The organism is Neobacillus bataviensis LMG 21833 (assembly GCF_000307875.1).
Taxonomy (GTDB): domain Bacteria; phylum Bacillota; class Bacilli; order Bacillales; family Cytobacillaceae; genus Neobacillus; species Neobacillus bataviensis.
Genome location: NZ_AJLS01000005.1, coordinates 45992 through 68696 on the forward strand (window position 1 = coordinate 45992; position 22705 = coordinate 68696).

Annotated in this window: 21 protein-coding genes and 1 riboswitch; of the genes, 2 read left to right on the forward strand and 19 right to left on the reverse strand. The window is 43.1% G+C overall.

What is annotated here, in order from left to right; genetic code table 11:
* Positions 1-88 precede the first annotated feature (88 nt).
* The 5 genes from pcrA to BABA_RS01000 form a co-directional block, all read right to left on the reverse strand.
* A complete protein-coding gene (pcrA, locus tag BABA_RS00980) occupies positions 89-2353 on the reverse strand; it encodes a DNA helicase PcrA (protein WP_007083243.1) in 2265 nt (754 codons plus the stop codon).
* 71 nt (positions 2354-2424) lie between these two features.
* The gene (pcrB, locus tag BABA_RS00985; protein WP_007083244.1) at positions 2425-3108 is read right to left on the reverse strand and encodes a heptaprenylglyceryl phosphate synthase; all 684 of its coding nucleotides are present in this window, start codon (positions 3106-3108) and stop codon (positions 2425-2427) included.
* A gap of 138 nt (positions 3109-3246) precedes the next feature.
* Positions 3247-3561: a YerC/YecD family TrpR-related protein gene (locus BABA_RS00990; RefSeq protein ID WP_007083245.1), complete on the reverse strand. Its 315-nt coding sequence runs from the start codon at positions 3559-3561 to the stop codon at positions 3247-3249.
* Positions 3562-3588: 27 nt separating this feature from the next.
* Entirely contained in the window at positions 3589-4638 is a 1050-nt protein-coding gene (locus BABA_RS00995; RefSeq protein ID WP_007083246.1) for a DUF3048 domain-containing protein, read from the reverse strand.
* A 73-nt stretch (positions 4639-4711) separates the two neighbouring features.
* Positions 4712-6457, reverse strand: a complete 1746-nt coding sequence (locus tag BABA_RS01000; protein WP_007083247.1) for an adenine deaminase C-terminal domain-containing protein — start codon at positions 6455-6457, stop codon at positions 4712-4714.
* Between the two features lie 164 nt (positions 6458-6621).
* Here BABA_RS01000 and BABA_RS01005 point away from each other — a divergent pair, with 164 nt between their 5' ends.
* Positions 6622-6918 (forward strand): YgaP family membrane protein, encoded by a 297-nt coding sequence (locus BABA_RS01005; protein WP_007083248.1) that lies wholly within the window; start codon positions 6622-6624, stop codon positions 6916-6918.
* 330 nt (positions 6919-7248) lie between these two features.
* Here the strand turns inward: BABA_RS01005 and purD are convergent, their stop codons facing one another.
* The 14 genes from purD to BABA_RS01075 form a co-directional block, all read right to left on the reverse strand.
* Complete coding sequence (gene purD, locus BABA_RS01010; RefSeq protein WP_007083250.1) at positions 7249-8520, reverse strand: phosphoribosylamine--glycine ligase; 1272 nt, start codon at positions 8518-8520, stop codon at positions 7249-7251.
* 14 nt (positions 8521-8534) lie between these two features.
* Positions 8535-10073 (reverse strand): bifunctional phosphoribosylaminoimidazolecarboxamide formyltransferase/IMP cyclohydrolase, encoded by a 1539-nt coding sequence (gene purH, locus BABA_RS01015; protein WP_007083251.1) that lies wholly within the window; start codon positions 10071-10073, stop codon positions 8535-8537.
* The gene (gene purN / locus BABA_RS01020; protein ID WP_007083252.1) at positions 10048-10650 is read right to left on the reverse strand and encodes a phosphoribosylglycinamide formyltransferase; all 603 of its coding nucleotides are present in this window, start codon (positions 10648-10650) and stop codon (positions 10048-10050) included. Before purN ends, purH begins: the two co-directional genes overlap by 26 nt.
* The gene (gene purM / locus BABA_RS01025) at positions 10647-11681 is read right to left on the reverse strand and encodes a phosphoribosylformylglycinamidine cyclo-ligase (RefSeq protein WP_007083253.1); all 1035 of its coding nucleotides are present in this window, start codon (positions 11679-11681) and stop codon (positions 10647-10649) included. Before purM ends, purN begins: the two co-directional genes overlap by 4 nt.
* A gap of 5 nt (positions 11682-11686) precedes the next feature.
* Positions 11687-13093 carry an amidophosphoribosyltransferase gene (gene purF / locus BABA_RS01030; RefSeq protein WP_007083254.1) on the reverse strand — a complete coding sequence of 469 codons (1407 nt, stop codon included), beginning with the start codon at positions 13091-13093 and terminating at the stop codon, positions 11687-11689.
* Positions 13069-15294, reverse strand: coding sequence for a phosphoribosylformylglycinamidine synthase subunit PurL (gene purL / locus BABA_RS01035; RefSeq protein ID WP_040344827.1), 2226 nt, complete (start codon positions 15292-15294; stop codon positions 13069-13071). The genes purF and purL overlap by 25 nt, the downstream gene beginning before the upstream one ends.
* Entirely contained in the window at positions 15278-15961 is a 684-nt protein-coding gene (gene purQ / locus BABA_RS01040; RefSeq protein ID WP_007083256.1) for a phosphoribosylformylglycinamidine synthase subunit PurQ, read from the reverse strand. The genes purL and purQ overlap by 17 nt, the downstream gene beginning before the upstream one ends.
* Positions 15958-16212, reverse strand: a complete 255-nt coding sequence (gene purS, locus BABA_RS01045) for a phosphoribosylformylglycinamidine synthase subunit PurS (RefSeq protein WP_007083257.1) — start codon at positions 16210-16212, stop codon at positions 15958-15960. The genes purQ and purS overlap by 4 nt, the downstream gene beginning before the upstream one ends.
* On the reverse strand, positions 16205-16918 hold the full coding sequence (gene purC / locus BABA_RS01050; RefSeq protein WP_007083258.1) for a phosphoribosylaminoimidazolesuccinocarboxamide synthase: 714 nt from the start codon (positions 16916-16918) through the stop codon (positions 16205-16207). Before purC ends, purS begins: the two co-directional genes overlap by 8 nt.
* Before the next feature lie 305 nt (positions 16919-17223).
* Positions 17224-18522 (reverse strand): adenylosuccinate lyase, encoded by a 1299-nt coding sequence (purB, locus tag BABA_RS01055; RefSeq protein ID WP_007083259.1) that lies wholly within the window; start codon positions 18520-18522, stop codon positions 17224-17226.
* Between the two features lie 3 nt (positions 18523-18525).
* On the reverse strand, positions 18526-19674 hold the full coding sequence (gene purK / locus BABA_RS01060) for a 5-(carboxyamino)imidazole ribonucleotide synthase (RefSeq protein ID WP_040344834.1): 1149 nt from the start codon (positions 19672-19674) through the stop codon (positions 18526-18528).
* Positions 19667-20155, reverse strand: coding sequence for a 5-(carboxyamino)imidazole ribonucleotide mutase (gene purE / locus BABA_RS01065; RefSeq protein ID WP_007083261.1), 489 nt, complete (start codon positions 20153-20155; stop codon positions 19667-19669). Before purE ends, purK begins: the two co-directional genes overlap by 8 nt.
* 157 nt (positions 20156-20312) lie before the next feature.
* Positions 20313-20414: riboswitch (purine riboswitch) on the reverse strand.
* An 89-nt stretch (positions 20415-20503) separates the two neighbouring features.
* Positions 20504-20701, reverse strand: a complete 198-nt coding sequence (locus BABA_RS01070) for an NETI motif-containing protein (protein ID WP_007083262.1) — start codon at positions 20699-20701, stop codon at positions 20504-20506.
* The gene (locus BABA_RS01075) at positions 20698-21222 is read right to left on the reverse strand and encodes a DUF2179 domain-containing protein (protein WP_162138322.1); all 525 of its coding nucleotides are present in this window, start codon (positions 21220-21222) and stop codon (positions 20698-20700) included. Before BABA_RS01075 ends, BABA_RS01070 begins: the two co-directional genes overlap by 4 nt.
* Before the next feature lie 140 nt (positions 21223-21362).
* On the opposite strand from BABA_RS01075, the gene BABA_RS01080 reads away from it, so the two are divergent.
* Positions 21363-22601, forward strand: coding sequence for a TolB family protein (locus BABA_RS01080; RefSeq protein ID WP_007083264.1), 1239 nt, complete (start codon positions 21363-21365; stop codon positions 22599-22601).
* Positions 22602-22705 lie beyond the last annotated feature (104 nt).

Here is a 22705-nt window from a genome sequence, read left to right on the forward strand (position 1 = left end):
TTTCATTAGGTAATCCTACATTTAGGAGAGCACTATATTACCCGTATTAACGGGCAATATAAACTCTGCCTCTGATTAACGTATCATTTTATGCCTTTTTAATTGGGGCGAATTTCGCCAGCAGACGCTTGATGCCAACAGGGCTCGGGAATGCAATATCCAGCTCGATTCCTTCCCCTTGACCTTTTACACTTACGACTGTTCCAATACCCCATTTTCCATGTTCCGCTTTATCCCCAACCTTCCAGCCAACTTCTTCGCCACCGGAGGAAGTTGAAACAGGGCGCATAACCGGTTTTCTTGGTGAAGCTGGCGTGCTGAAAGAACTTTTAGGGGAACCAAATGAGGTACCCTTTGAACCAAACGCTCTTCCGCCGCCGGAACCAAATGGCGTATTCATCCGTTTTTCCGGTTCCACTCCTTCAATTAGGTCTTCAGGTATTTCTGCAATAAACCTTGAGGCCGGGTTCATATTGGTTCTACCAAACAAGGTTCTCATTTGGGCATTCGTAATAAATAAACTTTGCTCCGCCCTTGTAATTCCAACATAGGCTAAGCGGCGTTCTTCTTCCATTTCCGCCTCTTCCATAAGCGAGCGGCTATGCGGGAAGACCCCTTCTTCCAGACCGATTAAGAAGACAACCGGAAATTCCAAGCCTTTTGCTGAGTGCAAGGTCATTAAGGTAATAGAATCGACCTTTTCCCCATCTTCATCGAGTGAATCAATGTCCGCTACAAGTGCTAAATCTGTTAAAAAGGCTACGAGGCTCTTATCTTCATTGGCTTCTTCAAAGTTTTTCGTTACCGATAAAAATTCCTCCAGGTTTTCTAAGCGGCTTTGTGCTTCAAGCGATTTTTCCGCCTTGAGCATCTCCCGATAACCCGTCTTTTCGAGAATTTCCTCTACTAATTCCGTTACGGAAAGGAAATCCTGCATATTGGTGTAATTGCGAATTAAATCATGGAATTCCCGTGCTGCCTTGGTAATTTTCGGGCTCAGTCCGATTAATTCAACCGAGTCCAACGCTTGATAGAGTGAAATATCATGCATCGCCGCAAAATTAGCGATTTTATCAACAGAGGTTGAGCCAATTCCGCGTTTCGGAACATTGATCACGCGCTGCAAGCTGATATCATCATCCGGATTGGAAATCAAACGTAAATACCCAAGCATATCCTTGATTTCTTTTCTGTCATAGAACTTAATGCCGCCAACGATGGCGTATTCAATATTTGATTTAAGTAAAACTTCCTCCATCACACGGGATTGTGCATTTGTGCGGTAAAGTATCGCAATGTCGGAAAGCTTTTTACCATCACGAGTTAATTCTTTAATTTTTCCAGCAACAAATTGTGCTTCGCCTTGCTCACTATCAGCACGATAGTAAACTAGTTTATTTCCTTCCGGGTTTTCCGTCCAAAGATTTTTCGCCTTCCGGTTCAGGTTGTTTTCGATCACCTTATTGGCCGCAAGGAGAATCCTTTTGGTGGAGCGGTAATTCTGCTCGAGGAGAATTACCTCTGCCCGCGGATAGTCTTTTTCAAACGAAAGAATATTGGCGATATCCGCTCCGCGCCACTTATAAATAGACTGATCAGAATCCCCGACAACACAAAGATTTTGAAAACGCATTGCCAGCATTTTCACAAGCATATACTGCGCTCTGTTGGTATCCTGATACTCATCCACATGTATATATTGAAATTTGCGCTGATAATATTCTAGTACATCCGGAACTCTCTGAAACAATTGAATGGTTATCATAATTAAATCATCGAAATCGAGCGCCTGGTTTTTCCGTAATCGTTTTTGGTATTCTGTGTACACTTCACTCACGGTCTGTTCAAAATACCCGCCGGACTCTTTCGCATATTCTTCCGGGTCGATTAGTTCATTTTTAGCTGAGCTGATGGATCCTAAGATTGCCCGTGGGTCAAACTTTTTCGGGTCGAGGTTTTTGTCTTTGAGTATTCCTTTCACCACCGATAGTTGGTCGGTTGTATCGAGAATCGTAAAATTCCGGTTAAAGCCCATCCGGTCAATATCGCGGCGCAAAATCCGGACGCACATCGAGTGGAAAGTGGAGATCCAAACCTCCTCCGCTGCTCCGCCCATCATTTTTCTGATCCGTTCCTTCATTTCGCGGGCGGCCTTGTTAGTAAACGTGATTGCCAAAATGTTATAGGGATTTACACGTTTTTCAACAATTAAATAAGCAATCCGATGTGTTAATACTCTTGTTTTTCCACTTCCGGCACCTGCCATTAATAAAAGCGGGCCGTCTGTCGCTTTTACAGCATTTTGCTGCTCCGGATTCAGTCCGTTTAAAAGCTTGTCTGTTAAATATTGCATTTCTTCCACCACCATTTACAAACATTTGTTCTTATTTTATTGTAACGTTCTTATCATGCTAAAAGCAAATTCTATTTAACACTTTTTACCGTTTCTAGTGCTTGTTCAAAATCTTCATAAATTGCATTTCCGACGACAATGACGTCAGCATGCTTAGCCATCTCTACCGCCTGATCCATTGTAGCGATTCCTCCGCCATAAAATAGGGTTGTTTTTTCCAACACCTTTTTCACAGCGGCCACCACCGTGGGATCTCCGTATTTACCGCTATATTCTAAATAAAAAATCGGCAGCTGAAACATTTTTTCGGCCATCATTGCATATGCCCTGACATCATCAGTCGTTAAGTTTGCATCGGCGTTCGTCAGCTGTGCTGCCTTGCAATCCTCATTTAAAATACAATAACCTTCCATGGCGAATTCTTCCCAGTCCATAATTTCACCAAATTCCTTTACGGCCTGATGATGCAGCCCCGTAATCCACTTTGGATCATTACTATTTAAAATCGTTGGGATAAAATAAAGGTCAAAACCGGGTGTCACGGTCTCAATGCTTGACACTTCAAGGACACATGGAACCGTGTAGCGGCGGACTCTTGCCATTAAATCGAGGACGTTTTCAAGTGTTACCCCGTCCGTTCCCCCTACCATTACTGCATCTGTACCGGATTCACAGATTTTTTCTAATTGACCGTCTGTTATTTCTTTATTTGGATCGAGTTTAAACACATGCCGCCACTCGCGAAAATCATACATCCAAGGCCCCCCATTCTTTTATCCATTTCACCATTATAACATTTGAAGAAACGATAAAAAAATAAAACAATAGATCTTATTATAGAAATACTATCCATTAACAAAAAGAAAAACCGAAGAGTTGTCTCTCCGGCCTTTTTATTCTTCTAATGCCTTGCTGTCTTCTTCTTTAACGCGTTCCAGCACCATTTCATAGGTATCATTTCCAAAGTTCAAACAGCGTTTCACACGGGAAATGGTCGCCGTGCTTGCTCCTGTTTCTGTTTCAATTTTATGATAGGTGTTTCCTTCCTTCAGCATTCTTGCTACGTCTAAGCGCTGGGCTAACGATTGAATTTCATTGATGGTACATAAATCATCAAAGAAACGATAACATTCTTCCAAATCCTTTAACGAAAGAACTGCTTGAAATAACTGATCGAGTTCTTTTCCCCGTAATTTATTAATTTGCATATACATACCCCTTTAATTGATTAAGATCTATTCTCCATTAAAAGAAACACTCTTTTGGAGCCCAGGATTCGTTGGCACAACATTTACCCATGTCTTTCCTTGAACAAACGGCACTTCTTCGCCATTTTTCACAGGAACAATTCTGCCATCCTTATTCGCCCACTCCACTTCGTTGACCTTACCTTTTTGCAATAAGTAACCTTTTCCACCAGACTTTAAATCAATTTTCTTATGCCCTACTTCATCGACTACTTGATGAGCTGTTTCGATAATAAAAATATTATCCAGCAAAATCGGGTCATTTGAATCTAAATCAATCGTTTGCTCGCCACCCGAAAAACGCTTGTATTTGCCAAGTGATTCATCAAACTCGTAAGCAGCATTGGAGAATGCATTCCTTGAATAGGAAATCATCACCGACTTCGCATCGGATCCTGTTACATGTTTACTTTCTTCCTCAGACATAAAGGCAAAGCTTGGCGGACTTTTTTCCATGGAATATTTCTTTTCGGCAGCACCTTTTAAAACATTTTCGTACGTAATATAGGAATTATGTGGTGCTTTTCGTGCGCTAGATCTTTTAAATAACGTGCCATCGTAGACCATTCCATTTATATTATCGACATAATTGCTCTCAAGCATTTTCCTAGCTTCCTCACTGTATCCGTGGGCAACATAGAACGCATCCAATCCCTTTGCCAGTTCAATATAATAGGCTCTCGAACTCCTTACAGGGCCAATATTGGCCGGCTTTTCACTTTGAAAAACAGCTATAAAACGCGTAACATCGCCTTCGGTCAGCAGTTCATATACGATGTCCGCTTTATGCAAACCCGATTGCGGTCTTGCCTTTGGATCATTATTAATCATGACCGCTATTGCTCTACCGTCTGTTTTTTCTTCAGATCCTATACCTGTTAATGGAAAGGAAAAAGGGTTCTCTTTCTTCTCCTCTACCTTCTCCACCACTTTGTCGACCACTTTTTCTTTCTTTTCTGTTTGCTTTACGGTTTCCTTACTGCTGCAACCCGAAAGCAATAACAGTACAGCTGCTGCGGCAACAGCCCACTTTTTCATATATATGAACACCCCAATTTCGTCCCCAAGCTTTGAATCACTTTCACGCTTTACCTCTTTACTTACTAACAGTTTAACGCATTATTGACGGAAAGAGTACTGTTTTATTCATCACATCGTACATTCCCTGCTGGGTGATACGAATGTATGGCAGATGGGTAGCAGAGAAGAAGGCAAGACTGTAAATCGGATCTGAAAATTTATAGCCCCTCTCTTCCAACTCCAATAATAATCTTTTTTCCTGCTCGATTAATTTTTCGACTGGCAGTTCGGACATTATTCCGTTTAGTTTTAACGGCACCTCACAAACGACTTCGCCATTCTCCACCATGACAATGCCCCCGCCTAACTCTTTCATTCTATTAAAAGCATGAACAATATCCTGCTTATTTTTTCCAATTAAAATAATGTCGCCTGAATTGGAATAGGAACTGGCCAATGCCGGCAAAGTAGTGGCGAATCCTTTCAATAACGTATTGATTCTCCATTTACCATTCCGATCCATCAAGGTAAAAAAGCATTCATCATGATTGGTTGGTAATTCGTCCACTGACGCATCAATGGCAATCGAATACGGCTTCGTGATAACCGAGTTTTCCATCTTGATCCCAAACGGCATTGAAAATTGTAAATCGTCTGTGGATAAATTCCAATCCAGTTCCAATGGTTTAAGCCCATATTGATCCCAAGTATTTGCCGTATAAGCACCGTCCACTTGGACACCATTACGCTTTACCCATTTTCCTTTTGCCAAAACGGAAACCGGCGTTGGATTTTCTATACTTGATAAAAAGTTAATATTCGCAACGCGTCCTGTTGCAATCGTCCCATGAATATGGTCAATATTGTAGTATTTGGCGATATTGGCCGTTGCCATATTATACGCATCAATGACAGGGACACCTTTTTCGATGGCAATCCGAATCATTTGATCGTTCATTCCCTGCTCATAAAAAGTGGAAGAAGAACCATCGGTATTAAATAGTAATCGATCATATGCCTCAATACCTAACCGCTTCATATCATCCAAAATCTGCGGTAAATCAGGGCGAATCGAAGAGTACCGTAATGACACCATATATCCTTGCATCAAACGATTGTAAACCTCTTCCCCTGTCATTGCTTCGTGATCGCAATCCGCACCTAACAACATCATTTTCGCTAATGTTTTTTCCGAAGCTCCAGGAAAATGGCCTTCAATTTTCTTGCGCATTCGTTTCGCTTCTTGAATCCAATGAAGCATCATATCATCGCCATCAAGCAGCTTCGGCCAGCCAGTCAACTCGCCGCCCTGTAGTACGGCATCATGCTCAAGCCACGATTTAATATTACTATTCGAAAAGATTTCTTCTTCATGCAAAATTTCCGTTTGTGCATCAAAACGGCACCACCAAAACATCGTCGATGGGATAGAACGAAGATCCCTTAATAATGAAAACGCTTCCCTTTTCTTTAAATGTAAAATCAGGTCCATATTGTCATTAATTAGCGTCGTTGTCCCAAATTGCGATGCATAGGCCGCCAACGTTAGGGGATTATATAATTGAAACGGATGTGCATGCGGCTCGATGTATCCCGGGACAAGAATCTCATTGGTGCAATCAATGATTTCACATGTTTCCATATTTGGAGGTAAGTTCTCACCAACATAAACAATTCGATCTTCGTAAATCCAAATATTCGCTCTCATCCATTTGCGGAATGTCTGATTTAAATACAAGGCGTTTTTCAATAAAATGGTTGGAGATGTTTTCCCATCCAAAACGGATACATGCATGCGTAAGTGTTTATTTTTCCAGCGGTAGCGTTGTTCCAGCATACCATGTCCCTCCCTATAAAAACTATCTATATAATAATAAGTTGATTTAACAACAAAGAAAGCCCTTACAAAATTTTCTTTAGATACTATAGTATCATATTTTACTATTTAAAGCAGTAAAGAGTTGATAAATATTGTAAATTTTTTGTGAAGGAGTGAACATTATGAACATCAAGCCAAATATCAGCATGTTAAACGCCTTAATTCGCATTACCTTTGGATTGACGATTCTGGCATGGAGCACCTCGAAACTTGTCAAACACCCATGGAGGGATTCCTATTTATTTGCCGCTTTTTGTGGCGCAATGAAGGTAGCTGAGGGGATCGTCCGCTATTGCCCTGTAACGGCATTGTGTGAAAGGTGTAAGGATATGATTCAGGAGCACAACCAGGCAACGGATTCCATGGATGGGATGGAAGGTTTAGATACGGATTCGATTGTTCCTTATAATCCGTCATAACGGAAGAAGAATAACTAAAATGTCCTTTAGACGTGGTCTATTGGACATTTTAGTTATTCTTCTCGGGGTTTTGTCCTTTAGACGCAGTCTATCGGACACTTTTTCGATTTTCTTCAAAGTTTTGTCCTTTAGACGCAGTCTATTGGACACTTTTTCGATTTTCTTCAAAGTTTTGTCCTTTAGACGCGGTCTATTGGACACTTTAAGTTTTGCCTCGAAAATTTGTCCTTACGAGCCAATTATACTTTAATAAACAGACACCGTTTTCTCACAAATACCTTATTTTTAAAGTAAAATGGGGTCGACCATATGGTAGACCCCCAAATCTAATTAGCCAATGACAGCATGTATCGCTTTTGCCCCAATATCTCTCCGATAAAAAACTCCATCACAATTCAACTTCTCTAGTTCACGATATACCTTTTCTTGGGCGGCAGCCAAAGTATCAGCCTTGGCGCCCACAAGCAGCACTCTGCCGCATGCCGTGATAAAATTACCTTTTTCATTTAAAACCGTTCCGGCATGAAATGTAACAACTTCATTATTAAAATCAGCTAACCCTGTCAGCACAGCACCCTTTTGATAAACCTCCGGATACCCTTTTGCGGCAACGACAACACCAACCATCGGCTGCGGATTCCACTCGAGCTCAGGGACTTTTCCATCCAACAACATTAAAATTGCTTGAACCAAATCTGATTTCAGCCTTGGCAGCACGACCTGTGTTTCCGGATCGCCAAAACGGGCGTTAAACTCGATAACTTTAGGACTATTACCCGTTTTAATCAGACCTGCATATAAAATCCCGCAAAAACTGCGTCCCTCTTGCACCATCGCTTTTGCCGCAGGAATCAGTACAGTATTAACCGCTTCTCGCACGGTTTCCACACCAATATGCGGAACAGGTGAATATGCACCCATTCCGCCGGTATTCGGCCCTTGGTCGCCATCAAATGCGCGTTTATGATCCTGGGCGATTTCCAGCGGCACGACTACTTCCCCATTCACAAATGCCATTAGCGAAAATTCTTCGCCGCTTAAAAATTCCTCTATGACTACCCGTGAGGAGGCAGCACCAAACTTCGCATCTACAAGCATTTCTTCTAAGGCTGCGAATGCTTCCTCTTTTGTAAAAGCAACTACTACACCTTTTCCAGCAGCTAATCCATCCGCTTTAATCACAATAGGCGCGCCTTTTTCATCGACATATTGACGGGCAGCTTCATACGAAGTAAACACCTCATACTCAGCCGTTGGAATTTGATATTTCTTCATCAGTTCCTTCGCAAAAGATTTACTTCCTTCGATCTCAGCCGCAGCTTTGCGTGGGCCAAATACGACTAAACCTGCTGCTTCGAATTTGTCGGCAAGCCCTTCAAGAAGCGGGACTTCCGGGCCTATAATCGTTAAGCCAACCTCTTGTTCTTTAGCAAACTCGATCAACTGCTCGTGCTGTGATTCTTCAAGCGGAACAAGTTCTGCCACATCCGTCATTCCAGCGTTTCCGGGAGCGACAAATACTTTTTCAACAAGCGTGCTCTCACTCACCTTATGGCAAAGGGCATGTTCTCTCCCACCGCGGCCAATGATTAGTACCTTCATCCTCACACCTCGTTTTAATGTTTAAAGTGTCTAACGCCTGTAAATACCATGGCAATCCCGTATTCGTCTGCTTTTTTAATTGATTCCGCATCTTTAATCGAGCCGCCTGGCTGAATAATTGCCGTAATTCCTGCTTTTGCCGCCGCTTCAACCGTATCATCCATTGGGAAGAAGGCATCTGAGGCAAGTGCCGCACCTTCTGCTTTTACACCTGCTTGCTTCAGAGCAATTTCAGCGGAACCAACACGGTTCATTTGGCCCGCACCAATCCCTAACGTCATCTCTTCGCTTGAAACCACAATCGCATTCGATTTTACATGTTTCACAACTTTCCAGCCCAATTTCAACGCTTCCCACTCTGCGTCTGTCGGCTGTCTTTTTGTTGGAATGGTAACTTCTGCATCCTCAAGTGAATAACGGTCTTGATCTTGCACAAGCAATCCGCCCTCAACCGTTGTCATTTTGCGTTCAGCCTTTTTGGCACCATCAAACGAAATCGTTAACAATCGAAGATTCTTTTTCCCTGTTAAAATGGCAAGCGCCTCTTCTGAGAAAGACGGTGCAATTACAATTTCTAAAAAGATTTCATGTAGCTTTGCTGCTGTGTCAGCATCAACTTCACGATTAAAAGCAATAATTCCGCCAAAAATGGAAACAGGATCCGCTGCAAACGCCTTAGTAAAAGCATCATACCCAGTCTTACCTGTGCCGACACCACATGGATTCATGTGCTTCACCGCCACCGCGGCCGGTTCCGAAAATTCCTTCACGATTTGCAATCCCGCATCGGCATCATTGATATTATTATAGGAAAGCTCCTTGCCATGAAGTTGCTCTGCATAGGCAATCGAAAAATGAGAGCCAAGCGGCTTCTTATAAAAAGCTGCCTGTTGATGCGGATTTTCTCCGTATCGTAACCCCTGCTTTAATTCATATGTAACCGTTAATTTTTCTGGTGTTTCTTCCTGAACGAGGTCTGTCATGTATCCCGCAATTAACGCATCATAGGCTGCCGTGTGACGGAACACCTTTGCCGCTAGCTTTCTTCTTGTTTCAAGCTTCGTGCTGCCATCCTCTGCTAATTCTGCAAGCACGGTTTGATAATCAGCCGGATCGACCACGACGGTTACATATTGATGATTTTTCGCGGAAGCACGGAGCATGGTTGGGCCGCCGATATCAATGTTTTCAATTGCATCCGCAACGGTTACATCTGGTTTTTCAATCGTTTGCTGGAATGGATAAAGATTGACACAAATAAGCTGAATAGGCTCAATCCCATGTTGGGCGAGCTGCTTTTGATGTTCTTCATCATCTTGTTTTGCAAGCAAGCCGCCATGGATCAAGGGATTTAACGTCTTCACGCGTCCCTCTAAAATTTCCGGAAATCCGGTAATATCACTCACTCCAAGCACGGCAATTCCCTGTTCCCGAAGCGTTTTTTTCGTTCCGCCGGTAGAGATAATTTCAAAGCCAAGATTCACTAATTCTTTTGCAAATTCGCTAACCCCGCTTTTGTCAGAAACACTAATAAGTGCGCGCTTTTTCGTCATTCGTAACCTCTCCTTGTGTTAACAGCATGTGTAAAATGGATGGGTATAACTTATGTTCAACCCTTTGGATTTTCTTTTGCAGGCTTTCTCTTGTTTCATTTTCCTCAATCCGTATTCGCTCTTGGACAATGATTGGGCCAGTATCCATGCCTTCATCCACAAAATGAACGGTCACTCCGGTCCATTTTGCCTTCGCGGCTAGTGCCTGACCAATGGCATCCTTTCCCGGAAAGGCGGGCAACAGTGAGGGATGGATATTGACAATTCGCCCTTCGTACTCTTTTAGCAGAGTTGACCCAATCAGACGCATATAGCCTGCAAGGACAATAATATCTATATTCAAATTCTGCAACAGCTTGGAAATTTCCTTTTCATATGCTGCTTTACTTTGGTAATCCTTTGCGCTGAATACAAATTGCGAAATCCCATTTTCTCTTGCTCTTTCAATTACGTATGCTTTCGGTTGATCACACACCAAAAGAGATATGTCCGCTGGAAGCAGCCCTGATTGAGTCACATCAACAATTGCCTGAAAGTTACTTCCGCTACCCGAGGCAAACACTGCAATTCTTTTCATCGCCGGCCACCAAAACCTTTAATCTGAATTCCTTCTTGTTCGGTAACGACGCCGATTTCATATGCCGTTTCACCTAATTCTTTGAAATGCTCCATTACATCATCCGCGGTCACCCGATCAACAGCAACCACCATCCCAATTCCCATGTTAAAAATATTATACATGTCTTGGTATGCGATTTGTCCAACCTCAGAGATCAACTTAAAAATAGAAGGAATATGCCAGTTTCTTTCGTTCAATTCGGCCCCCAACCCTGCAGGCAGCATTCGTGGAATATTTTCAATAAATCCGCCGCCCGTAATGTGGGCCATGCCTTTGATGTGGAACTTTTTCAATGCCGCTAAAATCGGCTTTACATATATTTTTGTTGGTCTCAGTAATTCTTCGCCCAAAGAGCAGCCAAGTTCATCGACAAACTCGATTAACGACCAGTTGTTAAATACTTTTCTAACCAGCGAGTAACCATTGCTGTGAATGCCGCTTGATGCTAAACCAATCAACACATCTCCAGGCTTAATGTTTTCACCGGTGATCAATTGCGGCTTTTCACAAGCGCCTACTGAAAAACCAGCTAAATCGTACTCGTCTTCACGGTAAAGTCCCGGCATTTCCGCAGTTTCGCCGCCAATTAAGGCACAGCCGGCCTGCTCACAGCCATCGGCAATCCCTTTAACGATTGCTTCGATTTTTTCGGGAATGGCTTTTCCGCAAGCAATATAATCTAAAAAGTAAAGCGGTTCTGCTCCTTGGACAACAATATCATTGACACACATCGCTACGGCATCAATTCCAATCGTATCGTGACGATCCATCATGAACGCAATCATCAGCTTCGTGCCAACACCATCGGTGCCTGACACCAAAACCGGCTCTTTTAATCCGAGCATTGAGAGGTCAAAGATTCCACCAAAGCCGCCGAGGCCGCCGATCACACCTGCTCGTGCTGTCCGCTGTACATGTTTCTTCATCCGCTCAACCGCTTCATAGCCTGCTTCGATATTTACTCCCGCTTGTGTATACGCATTTGCCATGACCGTCACCCCTTTTGATAATAATACTGTAGTGTATCTGGATAGATTTCTGTTGGGTAATTTCCGTTAAAGCAGCCAAGGCAAAAGCCATTTGTCCCTAACTGGCTAAGTGTTTTAACCATGCCATCCTCACTTAAAAAGGTTAACGAATCCGCTCCAATTAATTGGCGAATTTCCTCAACCGACTTGTCAGACGCAATCAATTCCTCTTTTGATGACGTATCAATTCCATAGAAGCATGGATTTTTGATCGGTGGTGAACTAATGACAACGTGCACCTCTGTCGCTCCGGCATCTTTCAGCATAGAAACAATTCTTCTGCTTGTCGTCCCGCGGACGATCGAGTCGTCTACCATAATCACCCGTTTCCCTTCAACAACACCGCGAACTGGGGACAGTTTCATTTTAACTCCCTGCTCTCTAAGTGACTGGGAAGGCTGGATAAAGGTTCTGCCGACATATTTGTTTTTGACTAATCCCATTTCATACGGAATCCCCATTGCTTCTGCATAGCCGATTGCCGCTGAAATACTGGAATCCGGGACCCCTGTCACCACGTCCGCATCGATTGGTGCTTCCATCGCCAGCCTTTTTCCTAAGTTTTTTCGGGCAGTATGGACATTAACTCCTTGAATATTACTGTCAGGTCTTGAAAAATAAACATACTCCATCATACAGATGGCCTTAGTCGTACTCAGCGAAAACCGCTCTGAGGTAAGCCCGTTTTCGTTGATGATTAATAGTTCACCCGGCATAATATCGCGGATATATTCAGCACCGACCACATCAAAGGCACATGTTTCCGACGCCACCACATACGCATCACCTAGACAGCCAAGTGAAAGTGGTCTTAGTCCATGTGGGTCAAGCGCCACCATTAGTTCGGTTTCCGTCATAATTAAATAGGCATATGCCCCTTTTAGCATGGTCAAAGCATTTTTCACCTGTTCCTTCATTTGGTGAAAGCCGCTTCTTCTAATTAAATGGGCTAAAACCTCCGTATCAGAACTGGTTTGAAAAATACTTCCTTGCGCTTCAAGCTGATGTTTTAAGGAATTAGCATTCACAAGGTTGCCATTATGAGCAAGGGCAAGGCTTCCAGTTTGCGAATGGAACAACAGCGGCTGGACGTTCTCATAGCCGCCGCCCCCTGCTGTCGCATAGCGGACATGACCGACCGCCGCAGACCCCGTTAATTTGGACATTGCATCTGCTGTAAAAATCTCCGTTACAAGACCTTCACCTTTAACGCCTGTAAGTTTTTTCCCATCAGAGACAACGATGCCGGTCCCCTCCTGGCCGCGGTGCTGCAGGGCATGAAGGCCGTAATAGGTTAATTGAGCAGCATCTGGATGTCCAAAGACACCAAAAATGCCGCACTCCTCATTTAATCCCTTGATTTCAGCAAGCATGGGATCGCCCCTTTCCAGGCTGTTTTTAATTCGGCAACTGTGGACACGAGAACGGTTTGACCCTCAGATAAAATTTGAAGGATTCCCGCCTTATTCACTTGACCAATTTGTTCTGCGTCTACTACCCTTTCAAACTCTGCTTGATGTTCTTTTTTAACGGATAATAGAAAACGAGATTGGGTCTCACTAAAAAGGTCAGAAACTGCATTTCCAGTGATGTGTACCTCCGCCCCCATTCCTTCGCCTGTAAAAAGACATTCTGAAAGAGCAACAGCCAATCCACCTTCTGATAGGTCATGAGCAGATTGAACCAATCCGGCACGAATCGCTGCGAGAACCTGGCTTTGTCTTTCTTTTTCTAATTCAATATTTAATTCCGGCGCTTTTCCGAAAATTTTACCGTTCAATAACTTTTGCAGCTCACTGCCGCCAAACTCAGGTTTTGTTTCCCCAACTAAATAAATAAGGTCGCCGCCTCGTTTAAAATGCTGGGTTGTAATATGATCAATGTCTGTTACAAGTCCCACCATTCCAATAACTGGTGTTGGGTAAATCGCTGTGCCGCTAGTTTCGTTATATAATGACACGTTACCGCCGATGACCGGTGTTTCGAGAACCCGGCAGGCTTCGCTGATTCCGTCAGCTGCCTTTTCAATCTGCCAGAATACCTCCGGCTTTTCAGGGTTACCGAAGTTGAGGTTATCGGTAATAGCAAGTGGTTCTGCACCAGAACATACAATATTACGTGCTGCTTCTGCGACCGCAATTTTCCCGCCTGTTTCTGGATCTAAGTAAACATAGCGTGAATTACAATCAGTGGTCATTGCCAATGCCTTCCGTGTTCCTCTAATACGGGTTACGGCAGCATCTGAGCCTGGCGACACAACCGTGTTGGTCCGCACCATGTAATCATATTGCTCGTAAACCCATTCCTTACTGGAAATGGTCGGCTGGCTTAACAATTTTACGAGTGTCTCTTTCAGGTCATCCACCTGCGGAATCTCATTCTCCATCGCCTGGAATTCAGCAAAGTAAGCTGGCTCTTTAGATGGTTTGTGATAAACCGGTGCATCCTCGGCCAATGCATCAACTGGCAGGTCAGCAACCACTTCCCCTTTATGGATTAGGCGGAATTGTTTATCATCCGTGACCTTGCCAATGGCGACAGCTTCTAAATCATATTTAGAAAAAAGATCATTAATCTCTTGTTCTCTGCCTTTTTTCACGACAATGAGCATCCGTTCCTGTGATTCAGACAGCATCATTTCATAAGCGGTCATTCCGGTTTCGCGCTGTGGTACAAGGTCTAAATTCATCTCGATGCCCATCCCGGCTTTGCTCGCCATTTCGGAAGAAGAGCTGGCAAGTCCAGCGGCACCCATATCTTGAATCCCGACAAGAGCATCCGAATGGATAAGCTCCAAGCAGGCTTCTAATAGTAGCTTTTCCATGAATGGGTCGCCGACTTGAACCGCTGGACGTTTTTCATCCGAATCCTCTGTCAGTTCCTCTGAAGCAAACGTCGCGCCGTGAATCCCGTCACGGCCAGTTTTTGCACCAACATACATGACCGTATTGCCCAGCCCATGTGCCTGACCTTTTTTAATATCCTCATGATTAATCAACCCTACACACATCGCATTGACAAGCGGATTTCCTTCATAGGATGAATCGAACTGCACCTCACCACCAACGGTTGGAATGCCGATGCAGTTGCCATATCCCGCAATACCTGCTACCACTTCTTTGAACAAATAGCGTGTCCTAGCCTTATCTAGTTCACCGAAACGAAGTGAGTTTAACATCGCGATTGGACGTGCACCCATGGAGAAGACATCACGGATGATTCCACCCACGCCTGTTGCGGCGCCCTGGTACGGTTCAATCGCGGATGGGTGGTTATGGCTTTCAATTTTAAACACAACCGCCTGGCCGTCGCCGATGTCGACAATTCCGGCACCTTCACCAGGGCCCTGGAGAACTTTTTCACCCGTTGTTGGAAATCTTTTTAGGACTGGTTTAGAATTTTTATAGCTGCAGTGCTCCGACCACATAACTGAGAAAAGACCGGTTTCAGTGTAATTCGGCGTTCTGCCTAGGATGTTTTCGACCATCGCAAACTCTTCATCGGACAAACCCATTTGCTGATAGATTTTTTCTGTTTTAATTTGCTCTGGATTTGGTTCAAGCGTTGACAACATGTGCTTCCCTCCAAGATTTTACGATTGATTTAAACAATTTCAGCCCATCAGCGCTGCCTAAAAGCTCGTCAACCGCCCGTTCAGGGTGCGGCATCATCCCGAGAACATTTCCTTTGTCATTCGTGATGCCGGCAATATCCTCGAGACTGCCATTTGGATTTTGCTGATAGGTGAATACGATTTGATTATTGGCTTTTAGCTGGTTGAGAGTTTCTTCATCACAATAGTAATTACCTTCACCATGAGCGACTGGAATCGTGATGGTTTGGCCTTGCTTATATTCAGCAGTAAACATAGATTGATTGTTTGCCACGATTAATTCGACCGGCTTGCAAATGAATGATAGACTTTCGTTTCGTCTCATCGCTCCCGGCAGTAGACCTGCCTCAAGAAGGATCTGGAATCCGTTGCACACCCCAAGTACAGGCTTGCCGGCTTCAGCAGCTTTCACTACTTCCTTCATGACGTTACTAAAACGGGCAATCGCTCCTGTGCGAAGGTAATCACCGTAAGAGAAACCGCCTGGCAATAGAATTCCATCGTACCCGTCTAAACTTTCCGTATCATGCCAAACGTACTCTACTTCTTCTCCAAGTTCATCTTTAATCGCATGGTACATGTCGACATCACAGTTCGAGCCTGGAAAAACGATAACCGCGAACTTCACTGGGCGACACACTCCTCTACTTCGTAACGGTAGTCTTCAATTACCGGATTGGCTAACAGCTTCGTACAAATCTCGTTTACTACTTCATCAAGGTCACGCTCTGATTTTTCAATCGTCAGTTCCATATATTTACCGATGCGGACATCGGCTACTTCCCGATAATTCAACGAATTTAATGATTGAGTAACAGCCTTGCCCTGCGGATCTAATACACTTTCTCTTAATGTTACGTAAACTTTTACTTTATACATGCTGATGACCTCCAAGTCTCGTTAATATATTTTCATAGGCTTGTGTTAAACTTCCTAAATCGCGGCGGAATACATCTTTATCCAGCTTTTCATTTGTTTTTTGATCCCATAAGCGGCAAGTGTCAGGAGATATTTCGTCTGCTAATTGAATTTGTCCCTGTTCGTCTTTGCCAAACTCGAGTTTAAAATCAATTAAGTTGATGCCTAGTTCTGCAAAAAAGCTCGATAAAACTGCATTTACTTCCAGCGCTTTTTCTCGTAAAATCGTAATCTCTTCGACTGCTGCCGCTTTTAGTTCAAGGATATGGTCTACTGTTACCAGCGGGTCACCGAGTGCATCATCTTTCAAATAAAACTCAACAATCGGCGTTGACAGCGGTCTACCTTCTTCGATTCCCAATCTTTTAGAAAAGCTGCCGGCAGCCACATTACGAACGACTACTTCAAGCGGAATGATGGTTACTTCCTTCACCAGCTGCTCCGTTTCGGAGATTCTTTTGATAAAGTGTGATTCAATTCCTTTTTCTTTTAACTTTAAAAATAACAAACTAGTAATCTCATTATTGAGACGGCCTTTTCCAGTTATTTCTGCCTTCTTTTCTCCGTTAAAAGCGGTGGCTGAATCTTTGTATTCGACTAATACCACATTTTCTTCATCTGTTTTGTAAATTCGCTTCGCCTTTCCTTCATAAAGCAGTTCTTTCATGGTGAATCACTCCTTATTTTGCAATATTGGGAATTTTCAAACTGGAGAAAGGGGCAAACTCCAGCTGTAGCTGCCCCAATATTTTTTTATTCTGGCTCTTGGAACACGATTGAATATCTTTTTCACTCGTTTGGTTACGTAGAACCCACCTACGTTACCTTTCAACTGTTTTTTCAATCCATCTGGTCACGTAGAACCCGTCTACGTGACCTTTCAACCCTTTTTTCCATCCATTCGGTCACGTAGAACCCGTCTACGTGACCCTTCAACCCTTTTTTCCATCTATTCGGTCACGCACAACCCACTTACCCGTTCAACCCTAACCGATCAAAAATGGTATCAACATGCTGCAGGTGGTAGTGGTAGTCAAAGCAATCCCCGATTTCATCCGCAGATAACAATGAGGTAATTTTTCCATCGGCCTCAATCAAGCCGCGGAATGGAACCTGCTGTTCCCAAGCCTCCATCGCTTTCGGCTGCACCGTATCATAGGCTTCTTCGCGCGACAGGCCTTTATCAATCAACGCCAGCAGCACGCGCTGCGAATAAATCAATCCTAGCGTACGATCCATGTTACGTCTCATATTCTCCGGATACACAGTTAGATTTTTCAAAATTCTGCCGAAGCGGTTTAGCATGTAATCTAAGGCAATCGTCGCATCCGGCAAAATAATGCGCTCCGCTGAAGAATGCGAAATATCTCGCTCATGCCAAAGCGGTACATTTTCATAAGCCGTCATCATGTAACCGCGAATCACGCGGGCCATACCGGTCATGTTCTCTGAGCCAATTGGATTCCGCTTATGCGGCATTGCCGAAGACCCTTTTTGACCTTTGGCAAAAAACTCTTCAACCTCACGCGTCTCACTCTTTTGCAGCCCGCGTACCTCAACCGCAAACTTTTCAATAGAAGTCGCTATTAATGCAATCGTGGACATGTAGTGTGCATGACGGTCACGCTGCAGTGTTTGAGTTGAAATTGGCGCTCGGCCAAGACCTAATTTTTCACAAACATACTGCTCCACAAATGGATCAATATTGGCATAGGTTCCAACTGCTCCTGAAATCTTTCCGAACTCTACACCCGCCGCTGCCTGTTTAAAACGCTCCAGGTTACGTTTCATTTCTTCATACCAAAGGGCAAGCTTTAAGCCAAAAGTAGTTGGCTCCGCATGGACTCCATGTGTCCGTCCCATCATCACGGTCATTTTATGCTCGATTGCTTTATTTTTTAAAATCTCAATAAAGTTTTCCAGGTCTTGTAATAAAATCCCATTAGCCTGTTTCAATACATAGGAAAGCGCCGTGTCGACGACATCCGTTGAAGTTAAGCCGTAATGAACCCATTTACGTTCCTCGCCTAATGTTTCCGAAACCGCACGGGTAAATGCAACCACATCATGTCTAGTCTCTTCTTCGATTTCTTTTATGCGGTCAATATTAAATGAAGCATTTTCACGAAGCTTCTTAACATCTTCTTTCGGAATATCACCTAATTCCGCCCATGCTTCACAAGCAAGGATTTCTACCTCAAGCCAGGCATTAAAGCGGTTCTCCTCTGTCCAAATGGCTCCCATTTCCGGTCTTGTATAACGATCAATCATGTTTTATCCTCCGATCATTTCTTTAGCTGTCCGCCAGATGCTGCTCTCCTCAATCTCCTTAAGAGCTTCCTCGACGTTATCCTTCAAAAGGGTAACATGCCCCATCTTCCTTTTCAATTTTGGTTCCTTTTTACCGTATAAATGAACCTTCCAGTCTTTCATAGTCGGAATTTCTTTCAATAAGCCGTCAAGATGCTCTCCTAATAGATTGACCATTACAGCCGGTTTTAATAGCTCCGTGCTTCCTAATGGCCAATTGCAAATCGCGCGGATATGCTGTTCAAACTGTGAAGTTTCGCAGGCCTCAATGGAAAAATGACCTGAATTATGCGGCCTCGGTGCCAGCTCATTTATGTATATGTCACCCTCAACGGTCACAAACATCTCGACTGCCAGCGTCCCGACTAACCCCAGCGAATCAGCAATCTGCTTCGCCTTTTGAATCGCCTTTTCCCGCAACCCTTCAGTAATCCGTGCCGGAACAATCGTTGTATGCAAAATATTTTCTTCATGAATGTTTTCCGCTACTGGAAAAAATACCGTTTCTCCATCCAGTTTTCGCGTAACAATAACAGAAATTTCCTTTTCAAACGGAATCCACTTTTCCATTACACAGCTGCCATGGTGCAACAGCGGCCCTGCTTTAGATAAATCCTGCTTAGCTTTCATCACTAGCTGACCTTTGCCATCATAGCCCCCGCGTGCCGTTTTTAATACCGCCGGGAAACCTATCGATTTTATTTTTAAAAATAGATCTTCATCATTTTCGATGACCTCATAGGGAGCCACTTCCACTTCTGCATGCTGAATGGCTGCCTTTTCCTTGACCCGATCCTGCGTAATCGTTAATAGCTTGGGACCTTGCGGAACATAGGCTTTTTCGCAAAGCCAGCTTAACGTATCAGCATCAATGTTCTCAAATTCATAGGTAATTACGTCACTCATTTCAGCTAGCCTGGCGATTGCCTCCCGATCATCATAAGCACCGATTACTTCAAAGTCCGCCACTTGTCCGCATGGGGAATCAGAAACAGGCTCTAAAACAGCGATTCGAAATCCTTGTGCTTTGGCGGCCAGAGCCATCATTCTTCCAAGCTGTCCGCCACCGATAATGCCAATTGTCGCTCCAGGTAAAATCGTTTTGTTAGTCAAGTTGATCACTACTTTCTAGAACCTCTAGTTTTATAGTTTCTCTTCTAGCTTCTACTTGATTGGCGAGTGCTTCGTCTTCCGTTGCTAAAATTTGCGTGGCCAGCAGACCTGCATTCACAGCACCGGCCTTGCCAATGGCCACTGTTGCAACAGGCACCCCGCCTGGCATTTGCACAATCGACAGCAAGGAGTCCAAACCATTTAGTGCTTTTGATTGAACAGGTACACCGATGACCGGCAAGGTTGTCTTAGCTGCGACCATTCCGGGAAGATGGGCCGCACCGCCCGCACCGGCGATAATCACCTTTAATCCTCTTTTTCTAGCTTCTTCTGCATATGTAAACATCAAATCAGGTGTGCGATGGGCAGAAACAACCTTTTTTTCATAGGGAATTTCAAATTGTTCTAAAATCTCACATGCATGCTTCATCGTTTCCCAATCTGATTTGCTTCCCATGATCACTCCGACAAGAGTTCCCATCCTTCAGCCCCCTTTTTTCAAAAATAATATATATTCGCCCCGTTTTCCACGCAAATAAAATGCCCGAACAAATAGCATCTCCATAAGAGAAAGCCATTTGTCCGGGCATAGAAAATCAAGGTCAACAAATAGGAAGCATTGGCTCCTAATTGTGCCGAACATATTGACTTTCCCTCATAGTCCAATAATTTACGGTTATTGGGTAGAAACTTATGGGCCATATTCCCATGGATATACAAGGGTAAAGGTAAATTCTTAATTAACTATCATTATCATACCAAGAATCCTATTTGAATGTCAACCAATAAATCGAACGTTATTTTTAAATACAGTAGGAATGTTCGTGTTTTACTCAACAATCGTAGCTTCAAAGACGATTTTACGGCCTATTGGCTCGTAAATGGTTTCTCCGCCTCTTTTCACTTCTTGAAAAATAGGTTTCTCTGTTCTTCGGACAGGAACATACCCCTCTTGCTTCATTCTATTCAAGCAATCCTCAATACTTTCATTTTCTTGGACCTCAAATTGCAGTTTCTTTTTACTCATGAAAATAACTTCCCTCTTTTCACTGATTTCACCCAGAAGCCGCCATGAATCGACTTGGGCTCATATGTAATGATAAATGCTTTGGGATCTAAACTTTTAATGGCATCGTATAACTTTAATTCAAATTTCCTGGGTGTAAGGATTTGAAGCGCCATCCGTTCGCCCTCAAGTCCATTTGCTTCCCAATTGGTCACGCCATATCCCTTTTCTCTTAAAATTCTAGGCAGATTTTTATCATATTCCTTGGTAATCACATTAACCGTGATATAACCTAACGCCAGCTTTTCCTCAATTTTCATGCCGACAATCACCCCAATGCCATAACCAACGGCATACGCAACAAGGTTTTGAATCTGATTAAGATTATTTAAGACAAGGCCAAGACCAAGGACATAAATGACCACTTCGATCATACTAAGCCCAGCAGCTAAATAACGCTGCCCCTTCAGCGTTAAGATCATCCTTATGGTAAAAAAAGAAACATAAACAATATTAATAACCAGGATAATCGCAACCATCATAAAACTATTTTCGAGCACATGAACTCCCCCTATTATTATGCTTTCTTCACTTTATCACAAAAGCCCTTAAAATCCTGATGAATTTTACTCATTTGCGCACAATATATATACCCATCTCTAAAGTAAAAAGAGGCGATTAAATGAAAAAAATAGTCCTACTAACTATTTTACTTGTTATTATGCCGTTTCACGTGATAACTTACGCAGCTAACGAACATAACACTTTAAAAGCCTCATTTATCCGCAATGACCATTTGTGGATAAAAATCGGAAATGAAGAAAGAAGGCTTACAAATGAGGGCTTTGTCAGGTATCCAAAATGGTCACATGATGGGGAATGGGTGGCCTACTTAAAAGGAAAGATGGAAATTGGCGATTACCTTTATCATGGCGAACTATGGATTTACAATATCCGTCTGAACAAACATATAAAAGTTAAATCTAATGTTACGAACAATTTTCAATGGTCTCCACAGCAAAATAAACTTACCTTTCTTGTAAAGACTGATTTATATATCATTGATACGGAGGAGCCGGCAAGCCCTTTCCTTGTGCATCAACTGGCAGATAAGGTTGAAAACCTTTCTTGGTATCCAAATGGGGAAGGGCTGTTGATTTCCTCTAAAGATAGCCCTAAGCTTCATACCAATATCAAGTTATCAAAACTACTAATTGGGGATAACCGGCATAAGCCAATTACTAAACCAGTTTATACAATACCAGTTGAAGAGAATGAATACTATGTAAGCACCAGCCAGTTTAAATGGTCATACGACCGTAAATGGATTAGCTTTTTATTAAATCCTACTGCTTCATTATCTGCAGACAGTAATACTCTTTGTGTGCTTTCAGAGGATGGACAGGTTTTTCAAAGGATAGATGAAATGTTAAATCATGAGGAATGGCTGCAATGGGCACCTGGCAGGAGTGTTCTTGGCTACATTAGCGGGTTTGGCAGGGAAGCTTTGAAAAATAAAAAGTTACAGCTGCTAGGCGTACCAGCCTTTCAGAAGGAACGGTTAACTCCTGAAGAATATGCCGATCGTGATTTTTCATGGAAAAATAACCATGCGCTTTTCGTTTCACGTTCTAAAGAGAGTGAATTTGTGGAGGTTAATGAACGGCCATTGCCAAGTATATTCGAGATTTCAGATAATCAAAAACAGGTAACCTTCCCTGGAAAAAATGAAGGTGATTTTGCACCGCAATTTTATCTTAATCAGCTCATTTGGATTAGGACCGATAGGGCGACTGCCAATATATTAGTATCGCCTGTTCAAAATATATCGAAAAAAGAATGGATTAAAAACATAACAATGGCAAGCTGGTACTACGAAAAATGGAATTGGGAAGAGGTTTTTAGTTTATATAGGAGTTAAGGATCTAAGATGGAATTCCTTTTTACTATCCACTTCCACATTTCAGCATAAAAAAAGAACAACCCACAGGTTGTTCTTTTTTTATGCCTGGCAACGTCCTACTC